Below are 14,301 nucleotides of genomic sequence, written 5' to 3'. Positions count from 1 at the left end.
ATGGCTAACGTCACCCTCCGCAGCGTCCGCAAGACCTATCCGGGCGGCTTCGAAGCGATCAAGGGCATCGATTTCGAGGTCGGCGACGGCCAGTTCTGCGTGCTGGTCGGCCCGTCCGGCTGCGGCAAGTCGACGCTGCTGCGCATGGTGGCGGGACTGGAGACCATCACCGGCGGCGAGATCGACATCGGCGGCCGCGTGGTCAACCGGGTCGAGCCCGCCGATCGCGACATCGCCATGGTGTTCCAGAACTACGCGCTCTATCCGCATATGAGCGTCTACAACAACATGGCCTACGGCCTGCGCAACCGCCGCATGCCGGAGGCGGAGATCAGGACGCGCGTCGAGGAAGCCGCGCGCATCCTCGAGCTTGCCGCGATGCTCGACCGCAAACCGCGGCAGCTCTCCGGCGGCCAGCGGCAGCGCGTTGCGATGGGGCGCGCGATCGTGCGGCAGCCGAAGGTGTTCCTGTTCGACGAGCCGCTGTCGAACTTAGATGCCAAGCTGCGCATCGCGATGCGTGTCGAGATCCGCAAATTGCAGCGCCGGCTGAACACGACCTCGATCTACGTCACCCATGACCAGCTTGAGGCGATGACGCTCGCCGATATTCTCGTCGTGATGAACGGCGGCTTGGTCGAGCAGATCGGCAATCCGCTCGAAATCTACCAGAAGCCGGCAACGACCTTCGTGGCCGCCTTCATCGGCGCGCCGCCGATGAACCTGATGCCGCTGGCTTCCGAAGAGCTCAGGTCGCAGCTCGCCGGCGATATCAGTGCCGGCAAGGCCGGCATTCTCGGGATCCGGCCCGAAGACTTCGTGATCGCGAACGAATCGGTCGCCGGCGGCATCGCGCTTGGCCTCACCGTGGAGGCGATCGAGCATGTCGGCGCCGAGACCTTCGTCTACGGCACCCGCCAGCGCGAGGAACAGGGCGTGGCCGCCAACCCCGGCGAACTGCCGCCCGGCGAGGTCATCGTCCGGGTTCCCGGCGCGACCGGCCCGGCGATCGGCGAGCGCATTCGGGCGGTCGCCCCCCGCGACAAATTGCACCTGTTCACGGCCGATGGCCGGAAACGGATCGGCTGAGGCTTGGGCCGAGGTCCCCTTCCGCCGTCATTCCGGGGCCCGCGGCGGGAACCCGGAATCCATTGGGCCACGAGCCTCGCGGTGAAATGGATTCCGGGTTCATCGCTTCGCGATGCGCCGGAATGACGGCGTTTGAGGTTGGCACTGGCCCGATTAACCCCGATTCCACAGGTGCTTGAACCCACCGCGAATCGCCCCCATATTCGCTCATGACCGGAGGGCAAGAGGCCCATCGGTTGCATGGGGTGCCGCAAGGGCCCCTCAAAGTCGCTTCGAGAGGACTTTGGATGTCTCGTGTTCCAACGTTGTCCAGTCCGTTCCTTTTGGGATTCGACGAGATCGAGCGTGCGCTCGATCGGGTCGTGAAAGGCGCCGACGGCTATCCTCCATACAACATCGAGCGGTTTGACCGGTCCAACGGCCAGCCCGAACGCCTGCGCATCACGCTGGCAGTGGCGGGGTTTACCCGCGACCAACTCGATGTGACGGTTGAGGAAAACCAGCTCGTGATTCGGGGCCGCCAACAGGAGGACAAGGCTCGGCAATACATCCATCGCGGCATTGCCGCGCGCCACTTCCAGCGCACTTTCGTGCTGGCGGAGGGGATGCAGGTGCTGGGCGCCGATCTGAAGAACGGGCTGTTGTCGGTCGATCTGGCCAGGCCGGAACCTGAAAGGGTCATTAAGACAATCGCCATCAACGAACACGAATAATGGAACGAGGAGCGGACTCGACCGCTTATTCGACAGAGGAGTCGAGACCATGAGTGAAGTGAGTACGACGTTAGAACGCGATAGCGTGTCCCCGGAGGCGCTGGCCCATCTGGGCGAGGGTCATATTGCCTATGTGAAGCAGGTCCGTTCCGAGGATGTACCGGATCTCTTTCCCCAGGCGCCGAAGATTGCGCCGGGACTCAAACTCTTCGCGCTCCATGCCGCCGACGGCACGCCGATGATGCTGACCGATAGCCGGGAAGCCGCGGTCGCCAACGCCTGGAGCAACGAGCTGCAGGCCGTCAGCGTGCACTGACGCGTTGATGTCATGGCTGACTGAACGCGGCAAAATACGAATTCAAATGCGCGGGCTGTCTTCGATCGAAGATGGTCCGCGTATTTTTTTGTCTCGTGGAGAATGCGTGCGAGCGCTAAGCCGCGCTTGCCGGTGGCAGCGCGAGCACCGAGTAGATTGCCTGCGCGTCGCGGGAGGCACGCAGCTTCTTGGCGACGTCCTGATCGCGTAACAGGCGGGCGATGCGCGCCAGGGCCTTGAGGTGATCGGCGCCGGCGCCTTCGGGGGCGAGCAGGAGGAAGATGAGGTCGACCGGCTGACCATCCATCGCCTCGAAATCGATCGGGCGCTCCAGGCGCGCGAACAGGCCGAACAGCTTTTCCAGCTTCGGCAATTTACCGTGGGGAATGGCGACGCCGTAACCGACTGCGGTGGTGCCCAGCTTCTCGCGCTGCAGCAATACCTCGAAGATCGAGCGTTCGTTCTGCCCCGTAAGAGTTGCGGCCCGCGCGGCGAGCTCCTGCAGCGCCTGCTTCTTGCTGATAACTTTCAACGCCGGGAGAATCGCCTCGGGTGCGACCAGATCGGTAATCGTCATGGGGCGTTCCGAGGGTGAAGTGAACCGTCAAGTTGCGAAATAGGTTGTCAGGCGCAGGCGTCAAGAAGATGAATCGGGAAGCGGCTTTTTGGCCCAAATCCCGATCGGGCGGCTTCTACTCCAAGGCATGAGCCGTGCCAACTCCCGCCGGCTAGTTCCCTTGAGCCTATGCTTAAGGCGGCGGACCATAGGGACGGCCACGGGGCGCGTCAATGCGGAACGGCATAACCATCATGGATTAACCATGGGGGGATCGACCCAGCCCACATTGCCGTCCGCCCGGCGGTAAATGATGTTCACACGGCCGCTCCCACCGTGCTGGAAGACCAGGCAGGCTGCGCCGGTCAGGTCCAATTCCAGCACCGCCTCGCTGACCGACAGCCGCTTCAGCGAAGTGGTCGCCTCGGCGATGATCACGGGACTGTATTCGGTGACTTCCCCTTCGCCTTCCGCCGGCGCCTCGATCACATAGCTTGGCGCATCCAGGGGGACGCCGTTGAGCTCGGCAAGGGCGGCGGAGGCCGCGTAGGCCTTGCGGGCCGAGCGGTCCTTGAGCCGGCTCTTATAGCGGCGCAGGCGCTTCTCGATCATCAGGAGCGCGGCGTCGGCGCTGGCATAGGCGTCGGGGGCGTTCGAATCCGCCTCCAGCGTGATCCCGGAATCCAGGTGCAGCGCACAGTCGGTGCGGAAGCCGAAGCCGTCCTTGCTCAGCGTGATATGGCCGGAATAGTTGCCGTCGAAATATTTCTTCAGAACCTCATCGGTGCGCTCGTTCACGCGTGCGCGAAGCGCCTCGCCGATTGAGATGCTCTTTCCCGAGATTCGAAGGGTCATTGCGTGCCTCTATGCCTATGAACCCCCCGATCGCTTCGGAGGGGTGCCAAGACTAGCGCGATTTAACGCGAACGCAATTACACCGGTGCGGTATCGCGCGACCGGTCAGGAGAGGAAGCAGGTGCTGAAAGGGCGTTTCCAAGCATGCTCTGTTTGTCGCGGCGGCGCTGCACCGAGGAAGGAATTCGCATCGCTTCGCGATACTTCGCGACGGTGCGGCGGGCGATATCAATGCCCGACGCGCGCAATCGTTCCACGATCGTATCGTCAGAGAGGATCGCGGACGGCGATTCGGCGTCGATCAACTGCTTGATGTGATGACGCACGGCTTCGGCAGAATGCGCCTCGCCGCCGTCGGCGGAGGCGATCGACGCCGTGAAGAAGTACTTGAGTTCGAAAGTGCCGCGATTGGTCGCCATATATTTGTTGGCGGTCACACGCGACACCGTCGATTCGTGCATCTGGATCGCATCCGCCACGGCTTTCAGATTGAGCGGCCGCAGGTGCGCCACGCCGTAGGTGAAGAAGCCGTCCTGCTGGCGCACGATCTCGGTTGCAACCTTGAGGATGGTGCGGGCCCGCTGATCGAGGGCGCGCACCAGCCAGGTCGCGTTCTGCAGGCAATCCGTAAAATAGGACTTGTCGCCGTCCTTCCGGATCGTCTTGGACAGTTCGGCATAATAGGTCTGGTTCACTAGGACGCGTGGCAAGGTGTCGCTGTTGAGCTCGACATGCCAGCCGCCATCGGGTCCCGGCCGCACATAGACGTCCGGCACCATGGTTTGCGTCCGCGACGTGCCGAACTTCAGGCCCGGCTTCGGATCGAGCCTGCGGATCTCGCCGATCATGTCGGTGATGTCTTCGTCATCCACGCCGCACAGCTTCCGCAGCGATGCGATGTCACGCTTGGCGAGGAGATCGAGATTTTCGACCAGGGCTTGCATCGCCGGGTCGTAGCGATCGAGTTCGCGGAGCTGGATCGCCAGGCACTCGCTCAAGTTTCGCGCGCAGACGCCGGGGGGATCGAATTTCTGCAGCACCGAGAGCACTGCATCGACCTCCTGCTGCGGCGCACCGAGCCGCTCAGCGGCCTGTCCGAGGTCAGGCGGCAGGTAGCCGGCCTCATCGACGAGGTCGATCAGATACTGCCCGATCATACGCTGCGAAGGCGAGGCGAACGCGACCGCAAGCTGCTCGGCGAGATGGTCGGCAAGCGTCAGCTCGGCGGCGACAAAGGCTTCAAGGTTGTAGTCCTCGTCGCTCGAGGCACCGCCGCCCCATTCGGTATAGGCGGTCGGAGCCGCGTCTTTTGCGGCACGTTCGGCAGCCTCCGCCGGCTCCTCGGAGAAGACATTTTCGAGCCCGGTATCAAGCGTCTGCTCGATCTCGGCGCGGCTGCCGAGATCACGATTCAGCCATTCTTCCTGGCCCGGCTCGAAGCCGTCGGCGGAACTCGCCGCCTCGCCACCGGCTTCGCCATAGCTGGAACCGTCAGGATCAGAAAATTCCTGCCGCTCCATCGCAGGCTCGCCCGGCACCGGCGGTTCCGGACCGTCGCTGCTGCGTTCCAGCAGCGGGTTCCGTTCCAGCTCCTCCTCCACGAAGGCCGAGAGGTCCAGGTTGGACAATTGCAGCAGCTTGATCGCCTGCATCAACTGCGGCGTCATTACCAGCGACTGCGACTGGCGGAACTCTAGTCTCTGGGTCAGTGCCATGGAGGCAAGAACGGTCCAAAAAAGAAGTTGGCTCGATTCTTGCTTAGCCTAGTCCAAGGCCAATGTACACGGCTTGACGGATCGGAAAGAAGGACTAGAGGCGGAATTCTTCGCCAAGGTAAAGCCGGCGGACATCCGGATTGTTGACGATCTCATCCGGACTGCCTTCCGTCAAGATTTCCCCGGCGTAGACGATGTAGGCGCGGTCGGTCAGGCCGAGTGTTTCCCGCACATTGTGGTCGGTAATCAGCACCCCGATACCGCGATTGGTCAGGTGGCGGACCAGATCCTGGATATCACCGACCGCGATCGGGTCGATGCCGGCGAAGGGCTCGTCGAGCAGCATGTAATTGGGACGCGTCGCCAATGCGCGGGCGATCTCGACGCGGCGGCGCTCGCCGCCGGATAGCGCGATCGACGGTGTCTTTCGCAACCGCGTAATGTTGAACTCGTCGAGCAGCGCATCGAGTTCCGCCTCGCGCTTCTTCCTTGAAGGCTCGACCACTTCAAGCACTGCGCGGATGTTCTGCTCGACCGACAATCCGCGGAAGATCGAGGCTTCCTGCGGAAGATATCCGATGCCGAGGCGGGCGCGCTGATACATCGGCAGTTTCGTTACATCGTGGCCATCCAGCTCGATGGCGCCGCGATCGGCCTTGATCAGCCCGGTGATCATGTAGAACACCGTGGTCTTGCCGGCGCCATTGGGGCCGAGCAGGCCGACCGCCTCGCCGCGGCGGACATAGATGCTGACGCCGCGCACGACCTGGCGGCTGCCGAAACTCTTTTCCACGCTATGCACAGCCAGATAGCCCGGGCGCCGGATCAGGCGCGGCGCCGCGCTGGCTGCCTTGGTCTTTGCGGGCTTGGCGGCGCGCGGGCGCGACCTCTCCTCCCTGGGCGGCTCGTGCGCCGGTTGCGGATGCGGCACTTCCAGGCCGGGCATCGGGGCGGCACGCGCCACCGGCGGCGTATCCCGGACAGAGCTTGTCAGCATCTCGCCAAAGGAATCGTCGAGCGCGGTGATGTCCTCACGCGAACGCGCGAAGCCGGAACTGCGTTTCGCAGGGCGCCTTCGGAACATGCCGAATATGTCCACCATCCCGCTTCGCCAGCCTTTCACGGTGTCCCCGGGGACTACGCCCGCGGCCTAATCGATTCGCTCGCGAACCTTGAATGTGCATGGATGCCGCTGCCCTGCGGAATCGCTCGCCCACCCCCTGGCGCGTTCCACCACCGGACGTCCACTCTCTGTTCGGAAAACCGGTTCCCATTTTTCCGGATCATGGCCTAGATACAGCCTCGCCCCGCCGGCTTCAACCTCGCCGCCTCAAGATATTCAGTAAGTCATTGATTTATTTCGACTTACTGGACGACGATCCGCCAGACGGGCTAGCGGGCGGGGGCGGGCAGCCCCCTTGCCCGCCGCCGCCTTGCCCGCCCTGTCCCTGCTGGATCAGGGCCTGCACCCTGCCGCTATCGGATTCCACGCGCGAGACGCCGGTCGTCATGTCCACCAGCAGCCGATCGCCGCGCAGCACGTTCTTGCACTGCGTCAGCACGACGCCGCCAAGCATGGTGATGAGATTGGCCTTGGTGTCGAAGATCGCGGTCTCCCCGGTGACGACCTGGTCTTTCTGGGTGACCACGACGTTGCCCTTGGCCTCCAGCCGCTTGATCGAGGAGCTGCCGCCCGGCCCCGGCTGGGCCGACTGCATCGGCGCAGATTTTGCGCCCTTGGCGTTCGACGGCGGCGGCGAGCTTTGTCCCGAACTCGATTCATAGAACACGACGAGCGTCTTCGACGTCATGGTGGTGTCGCCCTGTACCACCTTCACATTGCCCGAGAATGTCGCTTCCTTTTTCTTGTCGCGCATCTCGAGCGCCGCCGCCTCGATCTGGATCGGCTGGTCGCGATTCTGGGTAAAGCCCTGCATGGCGTTGGGCACGCCGGAGACTGCGCCCTGCGCGCGCACCGAACCCGGTGCGATCATCGCGAGCACGAAGGCCGCCGTTGCAACACTGCGCGAAGAAAACTGCTTCATGAAGATCATTTCGTGTTGGCGGACTTGCCTGAGCCCGAGCGCGTTTTCTGTGGTGGCGGCGGCGCAGGTGCGGGCGCCGGCTCTGGTTCAGCCTGGGCCGGCGGATTATCCATGATCAAATTCATCACGACATTGCCTTCGAAGCGCACGAGCTCGCCGTTGTTGTAGATCCGGAGCTTGTCGGCGGTCAGCGTGCCGTTCAGCAATTTGACGTCGACATGCTCGTCCGACGTCACCGTGCCCTTGTTCATATCGACGAAGGCTTGCGAGAGCTTGGCCTCATAGCCGGTCGACGATTGCAGGAAGATGTCCTTGCGCAGGTCGAGCTGCTGCTGCTTGCTGTCGAAGAAGCCGGTGCGCGCATCCAAGGTCACCGTGGTGCGGTCTTCCATCAGCATCTTTGCGCGCAGGGTCTGGAGCTCGACATGATCGGGGTCGGTGAGGTCCTGGATCGCCGCCTTGGCCCAGAGCTCGTATGGGCGCTGGTCGGTGGAGAAGCCTGCGAGGTGCGGCGATTCCATCGTGATCTTGGTGCCGGAGACGACCAGGTTGCCGATGTCGACCGGCAGCTTCGGCAATAGCATGCGGAACGGATTGAAGACCGACACCCCAACGATCGCAAGCAATGACAGCACCACCGCCGCAGGCACCGCGATGCGCAGAATCCGCACCATCCGGCTGTGGCGCTCGGCGGCGGCAAAGCGCGCCTCGAGGCCGGCTAGATAGGCTGGGGTCTGGACCGAATTCACCGCTACTCCAAGGGCGCGAAGTCTGGCAAAGGCTTACATCATTCTACCCGGGACCGCCGGATTGCGCAGCCGGGACGTCGCGTCGCGACTGCCGCACACTCGCGTTACGAGTGTGACCGAAACGGGGCGGACGGACGCCTTATCACGCCCGCCTCGGACAGGTTCAGGAATGCGCAAAAATATCTTCGGCTTCCCAGCCGCCGAGATCGAGCCGGGCGCGGGTGGGCAGGAATTCGAAACAGGCTTTCGCCAATTCGGTACGACCCTCTCGCGCCAGCATGGCATCGAGCTTTTCGCGCAGCGCATGCAAATGCAGCACGTCGGACGCGGCATAGGCAAGCTGCGCCTCGCTCAGCGTCGGCGCGCCCCAGTCGCTCGATTGTTGCTGCTTCGACAGTTCGATATTGAGCACCTCGCGCACCAGATCCTTCAGCCCGTGACGGTCGGTATAGGTGCGGCTGAGGCGGGACGCGATCTTGGTGCAGTAGACCGGTGTCGGCATCACCCCATAGGCATTGTAGAGCGCCGCAAGGTCGAACCGCGCGAAGTGGAAGATCTTCAGGATATTCGGATTGGCGAGCAGCGCCTTCAGGTTCGGCGCATCGCCGGGCGCCGTCGGCACCTGCACGACGTCGGCGGTGCCGTCGCCACCCGACATCTGCACCACGCAGAGCCGGTCGCGATGCGGATTGAGCCCCATGGTTTCGGTGTCGATCGCAACGGCATCCTTGTAGCGGGACAGGTCCGGCAAATCGCCGCGGTGCAGGCGAATGGTCATGAAAGCGTGCCTCGGTCAAAAAAGTTCGATTCGAGGCGCGACACTAGCCTCCAAAGCGCGAGGAGGCGAGCGCCGGGAGGCCCTCAGATGCATCAAAAACGACCATTTATCGGGGTTTTCCGTTGTACCAAACAGGGCAGTCGGGTGGCCAGCAAAGGATATGCCACGGCCCGCGCTTGTCCTTGTAGAAACTAGGGAATTTTGCTTCGTTTGTTGATAGGATCGAAGAGGCAGGAACCGGGTGAATATGCCGTAACCTGGGTTGCGCGCTGCGCTCCACCCGGGCCAGCGGCTGCAAGCTGGACCAACGGAGCAAACCCGTGCACAGCGAGAATCGACAGGCTCATTGGCAAAGCGTCTACACCAGCAAGTCCGAGAACGAAGTCAGCTGGTTTCAACAGAGCCCAACTCCTTCAATCGAATTGATCATGCAGGTCGGAGCGACGCGCGCCTCCGCTATCATAGACATCGGCGGCGGTGCTTCACGTTTGATCGATAACCTCATCGAGAATGGGTTCGAGGATGTGACTGTGCTCGATATATCCGAAGCTTCGCTGCAGGTTGCCAGAGCCCGTCTTGGGGACCGGGCTACAAAGGTCGATTGGATCGTCGCTGACGTCACGACGTGGGAGCCGCGAAAGACCTACGACATCTGGCATGATCGTGCCGCGTTCCACTTCCTGACGGAGCAGCGCGACCGTACCGCCTATATCGACTGCTTGAAGCAAGCGGTGAAGGTTGGAGGCCACGCGATCATCGCCACCTTTGCATTGGACGGACCGGAGCGCTGCAGTGGCTTGCCTGTGGTGCGCTATGACCCTGAAAGCCTCGGCCGGATTCTGGCTCCCGCGTTCCAGCTCACCGACCACCGACAACATAGGCATGCGACGCCATGGGGCACGCAGCAGTCGTTTCAGTTCAGCCTGTTCCGCAGGACCGACCTCGCCTGACCTTGGCAGCGTCTGGACTTTAGCTCGCCCGCTTTGTACGGACGATCTCCTCCCAAAGAGGCCGGGAGATCGGGATACGATCAGGACGATGCGCCGAATACCCAGACCGCTCCAATCGATGAAGCTCCTGCTCGCCTGGATGATGCCGCAAGGCACGTCGTTCCAGACCTATGCAACAGGGTCGAAGCTGCGCTTCTTCGTCCAGTGCCGCGACGTCATCGGCCGCCACATCGCTAAATATGGCCGGTTTGAACCGCAATTGACCGACTGGATCGGCGAGTACCTGCAAAACCGACCGAAGGGAATCGTCGTAGACGTCGGCGCCAATCTCGGCTGGCACGCGGTGCATGCGGCTCAACATGCCTCCGTCACCACCGTGGTGGCGTTTGAACCGGATGCGACCAACGCCTGGCTGCTCGATCGCAATCTCACGATCAACGACATCGACAAGGTCGTCGTCTACCCTTGCGCGGTTGGAGCCGCCGTCGGGCACGCGCACCTGCACCGTTACAAGAGGTCCAACAACGGGCGCCACTCGCTGATCAAGAACTATGGCCTGGGCTCGCGCATGGTCCCGCTGACCGACGTCGATTCCGCGCTCGACGCCCTTGGGCTGGAGCAGGACAGAATTTTATTGATGAAGATCGATGTCGAAGGCTTTGAGCCCGCGGTTCTCGCCGGCGCCGTCAAGGCACTCGAGCGCGCCGATGCCGTCATCACGGAGTACTCGCCTCAATTGAGCCGCGACGGCGATCTGTCGGTCGAAGGGATGGTCGATCGGCTGCTTGCGGCTGGATTTGTCCCGCATCAGCTTGCTGGCACGTCATCCAAGGCTGTCCGCGTTGAGCTCAAGGATCTGCGCCGCATCGAAGACCAGACCGATATCCTCTGGATCAAATTGACGACGAACGGTAGCCCGATGGCCGCATCCGCGCAGGCCGAGCCATCTGCGGGATGACGCATGCCGCGGCTGTCCCTCATCGTCATCACCAAGAACGAAGAGCACTGCATTGCGCGGTGTCTGCGTTCGGTCGATGCGGACGAGATCATCGTTGTCGACAGCGGCAGCACCGATCGAACGGTGGAGATCGCCCGCGAGATCGGCGCGCATGTCGTCGTGACATCGGATTGGCCGGGATACGGGCCGCAGAAGAGTCGCGCGCTCGAGCTGGCGCAAGGCGACTGGGTCCTGTCGCTCGACGCCGACGAATGGATCGAGCCGGAATTTGGCGAGCGGATCAAACGCGCCATCAACGCGCCAGATGCGCCTGCCGCCTACCAGACACTGCGGCGGTCGCGTTTCTGCGGCAAGGCGCTGAGATTCGGAGGCTGGTCTTCCGACTACATCGTTCGCCTATTCCAGCGCGGACAGGTCCGGTTTTCCGACGATTTGGTCCACGAGGGGCTGATCGTGGACGGCCCCATCAGGCGGATCGATGTCACCATCGAGCATGATTCGATTGAATCCTGGTCCGACGCCGAGGACAAGATCGACCGCTATTCGCGAGCCGCGGCGGAGCAGATGAACGCCCGTGGCCGCCGCGCAGGCCCGTTCGCTGCGCCTCTGCACGGTCTGGCCGCCTTCCTGAAGGTCTACGTGCTGCGCCTGGGCTTCCTGGACGGAGCCGCCGGCTGGGGCGTGGCCCAGTACAACCGGCAATATTCCTCCGCGAAATGGCGGCGTCTCGCGGAATATTCAGCGCAAGCCAAGCGTGACCGTTGATGGCAGCGAGCCGGAGAGCTTGTTCACATGCTCGGCGGCCTTGCCGTTAACGATTTGCGGCATGGCTGAGCGCGGCGCTAATTGCCTGTGCCAACCGTCCCCCGTCTCCTCGCCGCCTTCAGATCAGCGATTGCCTCGTCCATGATCGTTGTCGGCACGAAGCTTGGCGGAAACGAACGCGGCGGAAACTCCTTGAATGTGGCCACGAACTGGAAAACATCGTCCATTGCGCCGTAGACCCCACCGATCTGATTGAGATTCCAGTCCCAGTAGGTGTTGGAGGTGATGTCCGCCCGCTCGAACGGATCCTGGAACAGGTTGTAGATCTTCTGCAGGCGCAATCTCGTGAAAGGCTCGGCCCAGACCTGCAGCTGCCCCGGAGCGCGTTGCTCGGCATAGACGTATTTGTAGTCGCCCTTTCGAAAGGCGACGAGCAGACCATCATCGTCGGCGTAGAAGAACTTGTCGCGGGCGCTCTTGACGCCGTTGTTGTTTGCCGCAGTGCCGCTCACGTTGCGGAGAAATTGCGACTGATCGTAGCCGTCGAGATGCACCTTGTAGTCGATGCCGTTGGCGGTGTAGCCGGCGCGCAGCTTGTTGACGATATCGCCTTCTCCGGCGATCGCGCACAGCGTCGGTATCCAGTCGTTGTGGCTCATGAGCTCATTGGTGACCGTTCCACCCTTGATCACGCCGGGCCAGCGAACCAGGCAGGGCACGCGGAACGCGCCTTCCCAATTGGTGTTCTTTTCCGAACGAAACCAGGTCATGGCGCCATCCGGCCAGGTGTTCATGTGAGGTCCGTTGTCGCTGGTGTAGACGACGATGGTGTTGTTCGCGATGCCCATGTCGTCGAGCGCGCGGAGCAGGGCCCCGATCGTGTCATCGTGCTCGATCATGCCGTCGACATACTCGCTGTCGCCGTGCGTGTAGCGCCCGCGATGGCCGTCGCGCACATGCGTTCGCAAGTGCATGCGTGTGGAATTGAACCAGCAGAAGAAGGGCCGCCCTGCTGATTTCTGGCGCTTCATGAAATCGATCGCCGCCGCCGAGGTCTCGTCGTCGATGGTCTCCATGCGCTTCTTGGTGAGCGCGCCGGTATCCTCGATCGTCTGCTTGCCGATCCGTCCGAAGCGCGGATCGACCGTCGGATCGTCGCGGTCGGTTGCCTTGCACCTCAACACACCGCGCGGTCCGAATTTGGCGCGGTAGGCGGGATCCTTCGGATAATCGGGTAGCTCGGGCTCTTCCTCGGCGTTGAGGTGGTAGAGATTGCCGAAGAACTCGTCGAAGCCATTCACGGTCGGCAAGGTTTCGTTGCGATCGCCGACGTGATTCTTGCCGAATTGCCCGGTCGCGTAACCGAGCTGCTTGAGCAGGCCGCCGACTGAAGGATCACGCTGGCTCATTCCCATCGGCGCCCCGGGGAAGCCCACCTTCGTCAGTCCGGTCCGGATTCCATGCTGCCCGGTCAGGAAGGCCGCTCGACCTGCCGTGCAGGACTGCTCGCCATAGTAATGCAGGAATCTGATCCCCTCGCGGGCGATCCGGTCGATATTGGGCGTCTCATAGCCCATGAGACCGCCGGAATAGGCGCTGATATTCGCGATGCCGATATCGTCGCCGAAGATGACGAGAATGTTCGGCTTGCGGTCGCCGGGCAGTGGCGATGCGGCGGGAGCCGGCGCGGCGGACTTCTGGTCCTGGCCGAGCGCCTCAGAGGTCAGCGTTGCGGCGACCAGGGCCGTCCCGCTCAAAAGCAAGTTGCGGCGATCGAGAAACGACTGTTTCCTCTCCGAATTCATCGTTCACTCCCATTTCTGACTACGCACCTGAAACCGACATGGCTCGTCGACGTGTCGACCGGTTCGGCATGCCGGGCGGCGGGCCGATACCGGCGGCAATAGTTCGGCGCGCACAGATGCGAGCCGCCCTTCAAGACTTTGCGGGGGATGCGGATGTTTGGTTGACCTGGATCAAAGCTCGCGCGCTCGGGGCCGCCACGCGGATTCTGCGGAATGCAGCAAGGTTTGGCGCTGTCAGCTTCGTGACGGGCCGACCACCAGTCGGCGGTCCATTCCCAGACATTGCCGATCATGTCGTAGACGCCGTAGCCGTTCGGCGGAAATGCCGTGACGGGCGAGGTACGCGGAAAGCCGTCTTCGCAGATGTTCTGGATCGGGAAGTCGCCTTGCCAGGTGTTGGCCATGTGCCTGCCGTCAGGCGTCAGCGTGTTGCCCCAGGCGTATTCCTCACCATCCAGACCGCCGCGCGCGGCAAGCTCCCATTCGGCTTCGGTGGGAAGCTGCTTATCTATCCATTTGGCGTAAGCGAGCGCGTCGGCATACGAAACGTGCACCACCGGATGGTCGTCGAGGTCCTTGATGTTGCTTCCGGGTCCGTACGGGCGCCGCCAGTTGGCGCCCTTCATGAACGTCCACCACTGGCTCCAGTCGCGCAGATCGTGCACGCGACGCGGCGGCGAGAACACCAGCGAGCCGGCATAGATCATCTTCGGCAGGGCGCCGGGATAGTCTTTCGGGTTCGGCGGAATCTCCGCCGTGGTGACATAGCCGGTCGCGTTGACGAACGCCTTGAACGCGCGGTTGGTCACCGGCGCGCGGTCGATCCAGAAGCCGTCCACGCTTACCCGATGGCTGGGCGCCTCTTCGGGGTAATGATTGTCGGACCCCATCCGGAAAGTGGCGCCGGGAATCCAAACCATGTCACCGGCGGCGAGATCGGTCGGCCCTCGCGTGCCTTCGATGCCCGGCTCCAACATGCGCACTTCCCGACACGGATCAGCGACTAC

General features: G+C 62.8%; 15 protein-coding genes. 6 read left to right on the top strand and 9 right to left on the bottom strand.

What is annotated here, in order from left to right:
• From AC5ZGW_RS07050 to AC5ZGW_RS07040, 3 genes are all read left to right on the top strand, one after another.
• Entirely contained in the window at positions 1 to 1,089 is a 1,089-nt protein-coding gene (locus tag AC5ZGW_RS07050; protein ID WP_463327378.1) for a sn-glycerol-3-phosphate import ATP-binding protein UgpC, read from the top strand.
• 287 nt (positions 1,090 to 1,376) lie between these two features.
• A complete protein-coding gene (locus AC5ZGW_RS07045) occupies positions 1,377 to 1,802 on the top strand; it encodes an Hsp20 family protein (RefSeq protein WP_130229228.1) in 426 nt (141 codons plus the stop codon).
• A gap of 49 nt (positions 1,803 to 1,851) precedes the next feature.
• Positions 1,852 to 2,118 (top strand): BQ00720 family protein, encoded by a 267-nt coding sequence (locus AC5ZGW_RS07040; RefSeq protein ID WP_028164846.1) that lies wholly within the window; start codon positions 1,852 to 1,854, stop codon positions 2,116 to 2,118.
• A gap of 115 nt (positions 2,119 to 2,233) precedes the next feature.
• On the opposite strand, the gene ptsN is transcribed toward AC5ZGW_RS07040, so the two are convergent.
• The 7 genes from ptsN to AC5ZGW_RS07005 all read right to left on the bottom strand — a co-directional run bounded on the left by ptsN (position 2,234) and on the right by AC5ZGW_RS07005 (position 8,816).
• Entirely contained in the window at positions 2,234 to 2,695 is a 462-nt protein-coding gene (gene ptsN / locus AC5ZGW_RS07035; RefSeq protein WP_027581007.1) for a PTS IIA-like nitrogen regulatory protein PtsN, read from the bottom strand.
• A gap of 231 nt (positions 2,696 to 2,926) precedes the next feature.
• The gene (gene hpf, locus AC5ZGW_RS07030; RefSeq protein WP_130229229.1) at positions 2,927 to 3,529 is read right to left on the bottom strand and encodes a ribosome hibernation-promoting factor, HPF/YfiA family; all 603 of its coding nucleotides are present in this window, start codon (positions 3,527 to 3,529) and stop codon (positions 2,927 to 2,929) included.
• A 77-nt stretch (positions 3,530 to 3,606) separates the two neighbouring features.
• Positions 3,607 to 5,244 carry an RNA polymerase factor sigma-54 gene (rpoN, locus tag AC5ZGW_RS07025; RefSeq protein ID WP_028164844.1) on the bottom strand — a complete coding sequence of 546 codons (1,638 nt, stop codon included), beginning with the start codon at positions 5,242 to 5,244 and terminating at the stop codon, positions 3,607 to 3,609.
• A gap of 94 nt (positions 5,245 to 5,338) precedes the next feature.
• Entirely contained in the window at positions 5,339 to 6,346 is a 1,008-nt protein-coding gene (gene lptB, locus AC5ZGW_RS07020) for an LPS export ABC transporter ATP-binding protein (protein WP_130229230.1), read from the bottom strand.
• Between the two features lie 253 nt (positions 6,347 to 6,599).
• On the bottom strand, positions 6,600 to 7,298 hold the full coding sequence (locus AC5ZGW_RS07015; protein ID WP_130229231.1) for an LptA/OstA family protein: 699 nt from the start codon (positions 7,296 to 7,298) through the stop codon (positions 6,600 to 6,602).
• Complete coding sequence (lptC, locus tag AC5ZGW_RS07010) at positions 7,295 to 8,038, bottom strand: LPS export ABC transporter periplasmic protein LptC (protein WP_028164841.1); 744 nt, start codon at positions 8,036 to 8,038, stop codon at positions 7,295 to 7,297. Before lptC ends, AC5ZGW_RS07015 begins: the two co-directional genes overlap by 4 nt.
• A 163-nt stretch (positions 8,039 to 8,201) precedes the next feature.
• Positions 8,202 to 8,816 carry a ribonuclease D gene (locus AC5ZGW_RS07005; protein ID WP_028164840.1) on the bottom strand — a complete coding sequence of 205 codons (615 nt, stop codon included), beginning with the start codon at positions 8,814 to 8,816 and terminating at the stop codon, positions 8,202 to 8,204.
• Between the two features lie 320 nt (positions 8,817 to 9,136).
• Here AC5ZGW_RS07005 and AC5ZGW_RS07000 point away from each other — a divergent pair, with 320 nt between their 5' ends.
• The 3 genes from AC5ZGW_RS07000 (at position 9,137) to AC5ZGW_RS06990 (ending at position 11,489) form a co-directional block, all read left to right on the top strand.
• Complete coding sequence (locus AC5ZGW_RS07000) at positions 9,137 to 9,766, top strand: class I SAM-dependent methyltransferase (RefSeq protein ID WP_130229232.1); 630 nt, start codon at positions 9,137 to 9,139, stop codon at positions 9,764 to 9,766.
• 118 nt (positions 9,767 to 9,884) lie between these two features.
• Entirely contained in the window at positions 9,885 to 10,724 is an 840-nt protein-coding gene (locus AC5ZGW_RS06995; RefSeq protein WP_165435502.1) for an FkbM family methyltransferase, read from the top strand.
• A 3-nt stretch (positions 10,725 to 10,727) separates the two neighbouring features.
• The gene (locus AC5ZGW_RS06990) at positions 10,728 to 11,489 is read left to right on the top strand and encodes a glycosyltransferase family 2 protein (RefSeq protein ID WP_130229234.1); all 762 of its coding nucleotides are present in this window, start codon (positions 10,728 to 10,730) and stop codon (positions 11,487 to 11,489) included.
• Between the two features lie 77 nt (positions 11,490 to 11,566).
• On the opposite strand, the gene AC5ZGW_RS06985 is transcribed toward AC5ZGW_RS06990, so the two are convergent.
• On the bottom strand, positions 11,567 to 13,294 hold the full coding sequence (locus tag AC5ZGW_RS06985; RefSeq protein ID WP_130229235.1) for an arylsulfatase: 1,728 nt from the start codon (positions 13,292 to 13,294) through the stop codon (positions 11,567 to 11,569).
• The gene (locus tag AC5ZGW_RS06980) at positions 13,291 to 14,271 is read right to left on the bottom strand and encodes a formylglycine-generating enzyme family protein (protein ID WP_245475020.1); all 981 of its coding nucleotides are present in this window, start codon (positions 14,269 to 14,271) and stop codon (positions 13,291 to 13,293) included. Before AC5ZGW_RS06980 ends, AC5ZGW_RS06985 begins: the two co-directional genes overlap by 4 nt.
• Positions 14,272 to 14,301: the final 30 nt, after the last annotated feature.

The organism is Bradyrhizobium sp. Crot121, assembly GCF_059512385.1.
The sequence above is the reverse complement of the archived record's forward strand: the minus strand, read 5'-3'. Positions and strand labels throughout refer to the sequence as shown.

What these genes read in the sequence shown, in the direction of transcription:
- AC5ZGW_RS07050 (WP_463327378.1), top strand. Translation starts at nt 1, where the DNA reads ATGGCTAACGTCACCCTCCGCAGCGTCCGCAAGACCTATCCGGGCGGC.
- AC5ZGW_RS07045 (WP_130229228.1), top strand. Translation starts at nt 1,377, where the DNA reads ATGTCTCGTGTTCCAACGTTGTCCAGTCCGTTCCTTTTGGGATTCGAC.
- AC5ZGW_RS07040 (WP_028164846.1), top strand. Translation starts at nt 1,852, where the DNA reads ATGAGTGAAGTGAGTACGACGTTAGAACGCGATAGCGTGTCCCCGGAG.
- ptsN (WP_027581007.1), bottom strand. Translation starts at nt 2,695, where the DNA reads ATGACGATTACCGATCTGGTCGCACCCGAGGCGATTCTCCCGGCGTTG.
- hpf (WP_130229229.1), bottom strand. Translation starts at nt 3,529, where the DNA reads ATGACCCTTCGAATCTCGGGAAAGAGCATCTCAATCGGCGAGGCGCTT.
- rpoN (WP_028164844.1), bottom strand. Translation starts at nt 5,244, where the DNA reads ATGGCACTGACCCAGAGACTAGAGTTCCGCCAGTCGCAGTCGCTGGTA.
- lptB (WP_130229230.1), bottom strand. Translation starts at nt 6,346, where the DNA reads ATGGTGGACATATTCGGCATGTTCCGAAGGCGCCCTGCGAAACGCAGT.
- AC5ZGW_RS07015 (WP_130229231.1), bottom strand. Translation starts at nt 7,298, where the DNA reads ATGATCTTCATGAAGCAGTTTTCTTCGCGCAGTGTTGCAACGGCGGCC.
- AC5ZGW_RS07005 (WP_028164840.1), bottom strand. Translation starts at nt 8,816, where the DNA reads ATGACCATTCGCCTGCACCGCGGCGATTTGCCGGACCTGTCCCGCTAC.
- AC5ZGW_RS06995 (WP_165435502.1), top strand. Translation starts at nt 9,885, where the DNA reads ATGAAGCTCCTGCTCGCCTGGATGATGCCGCAAGGCACGTCGTTCCAG.
- AC5ZGW_RS06990 (WP_130229234.1), top strand. Translation starts at nt 10,728, where the DNA reads ATGCCGCGGCTGTCCCTCATCGTCATCACCAAGAACGAAGAGCACTGC.
- AC5ZGW_RS06985 (WP_130229235.1), bottom strand. Translation starts at nt 13,294, where the DNA reads ATGAATTCGGAGAGGAAACAGTCGTTTCTCGATCGCCGCAACTTGCTT.
- AC5ZGW_RS06980 (WP_245475020.1), bottom strand. Translation starts at nt 14,271, where the DNA reads ATGTTGGAGCCGGGCATCGAAGGCACGCGAGGGCCGACCGATCTCGCC.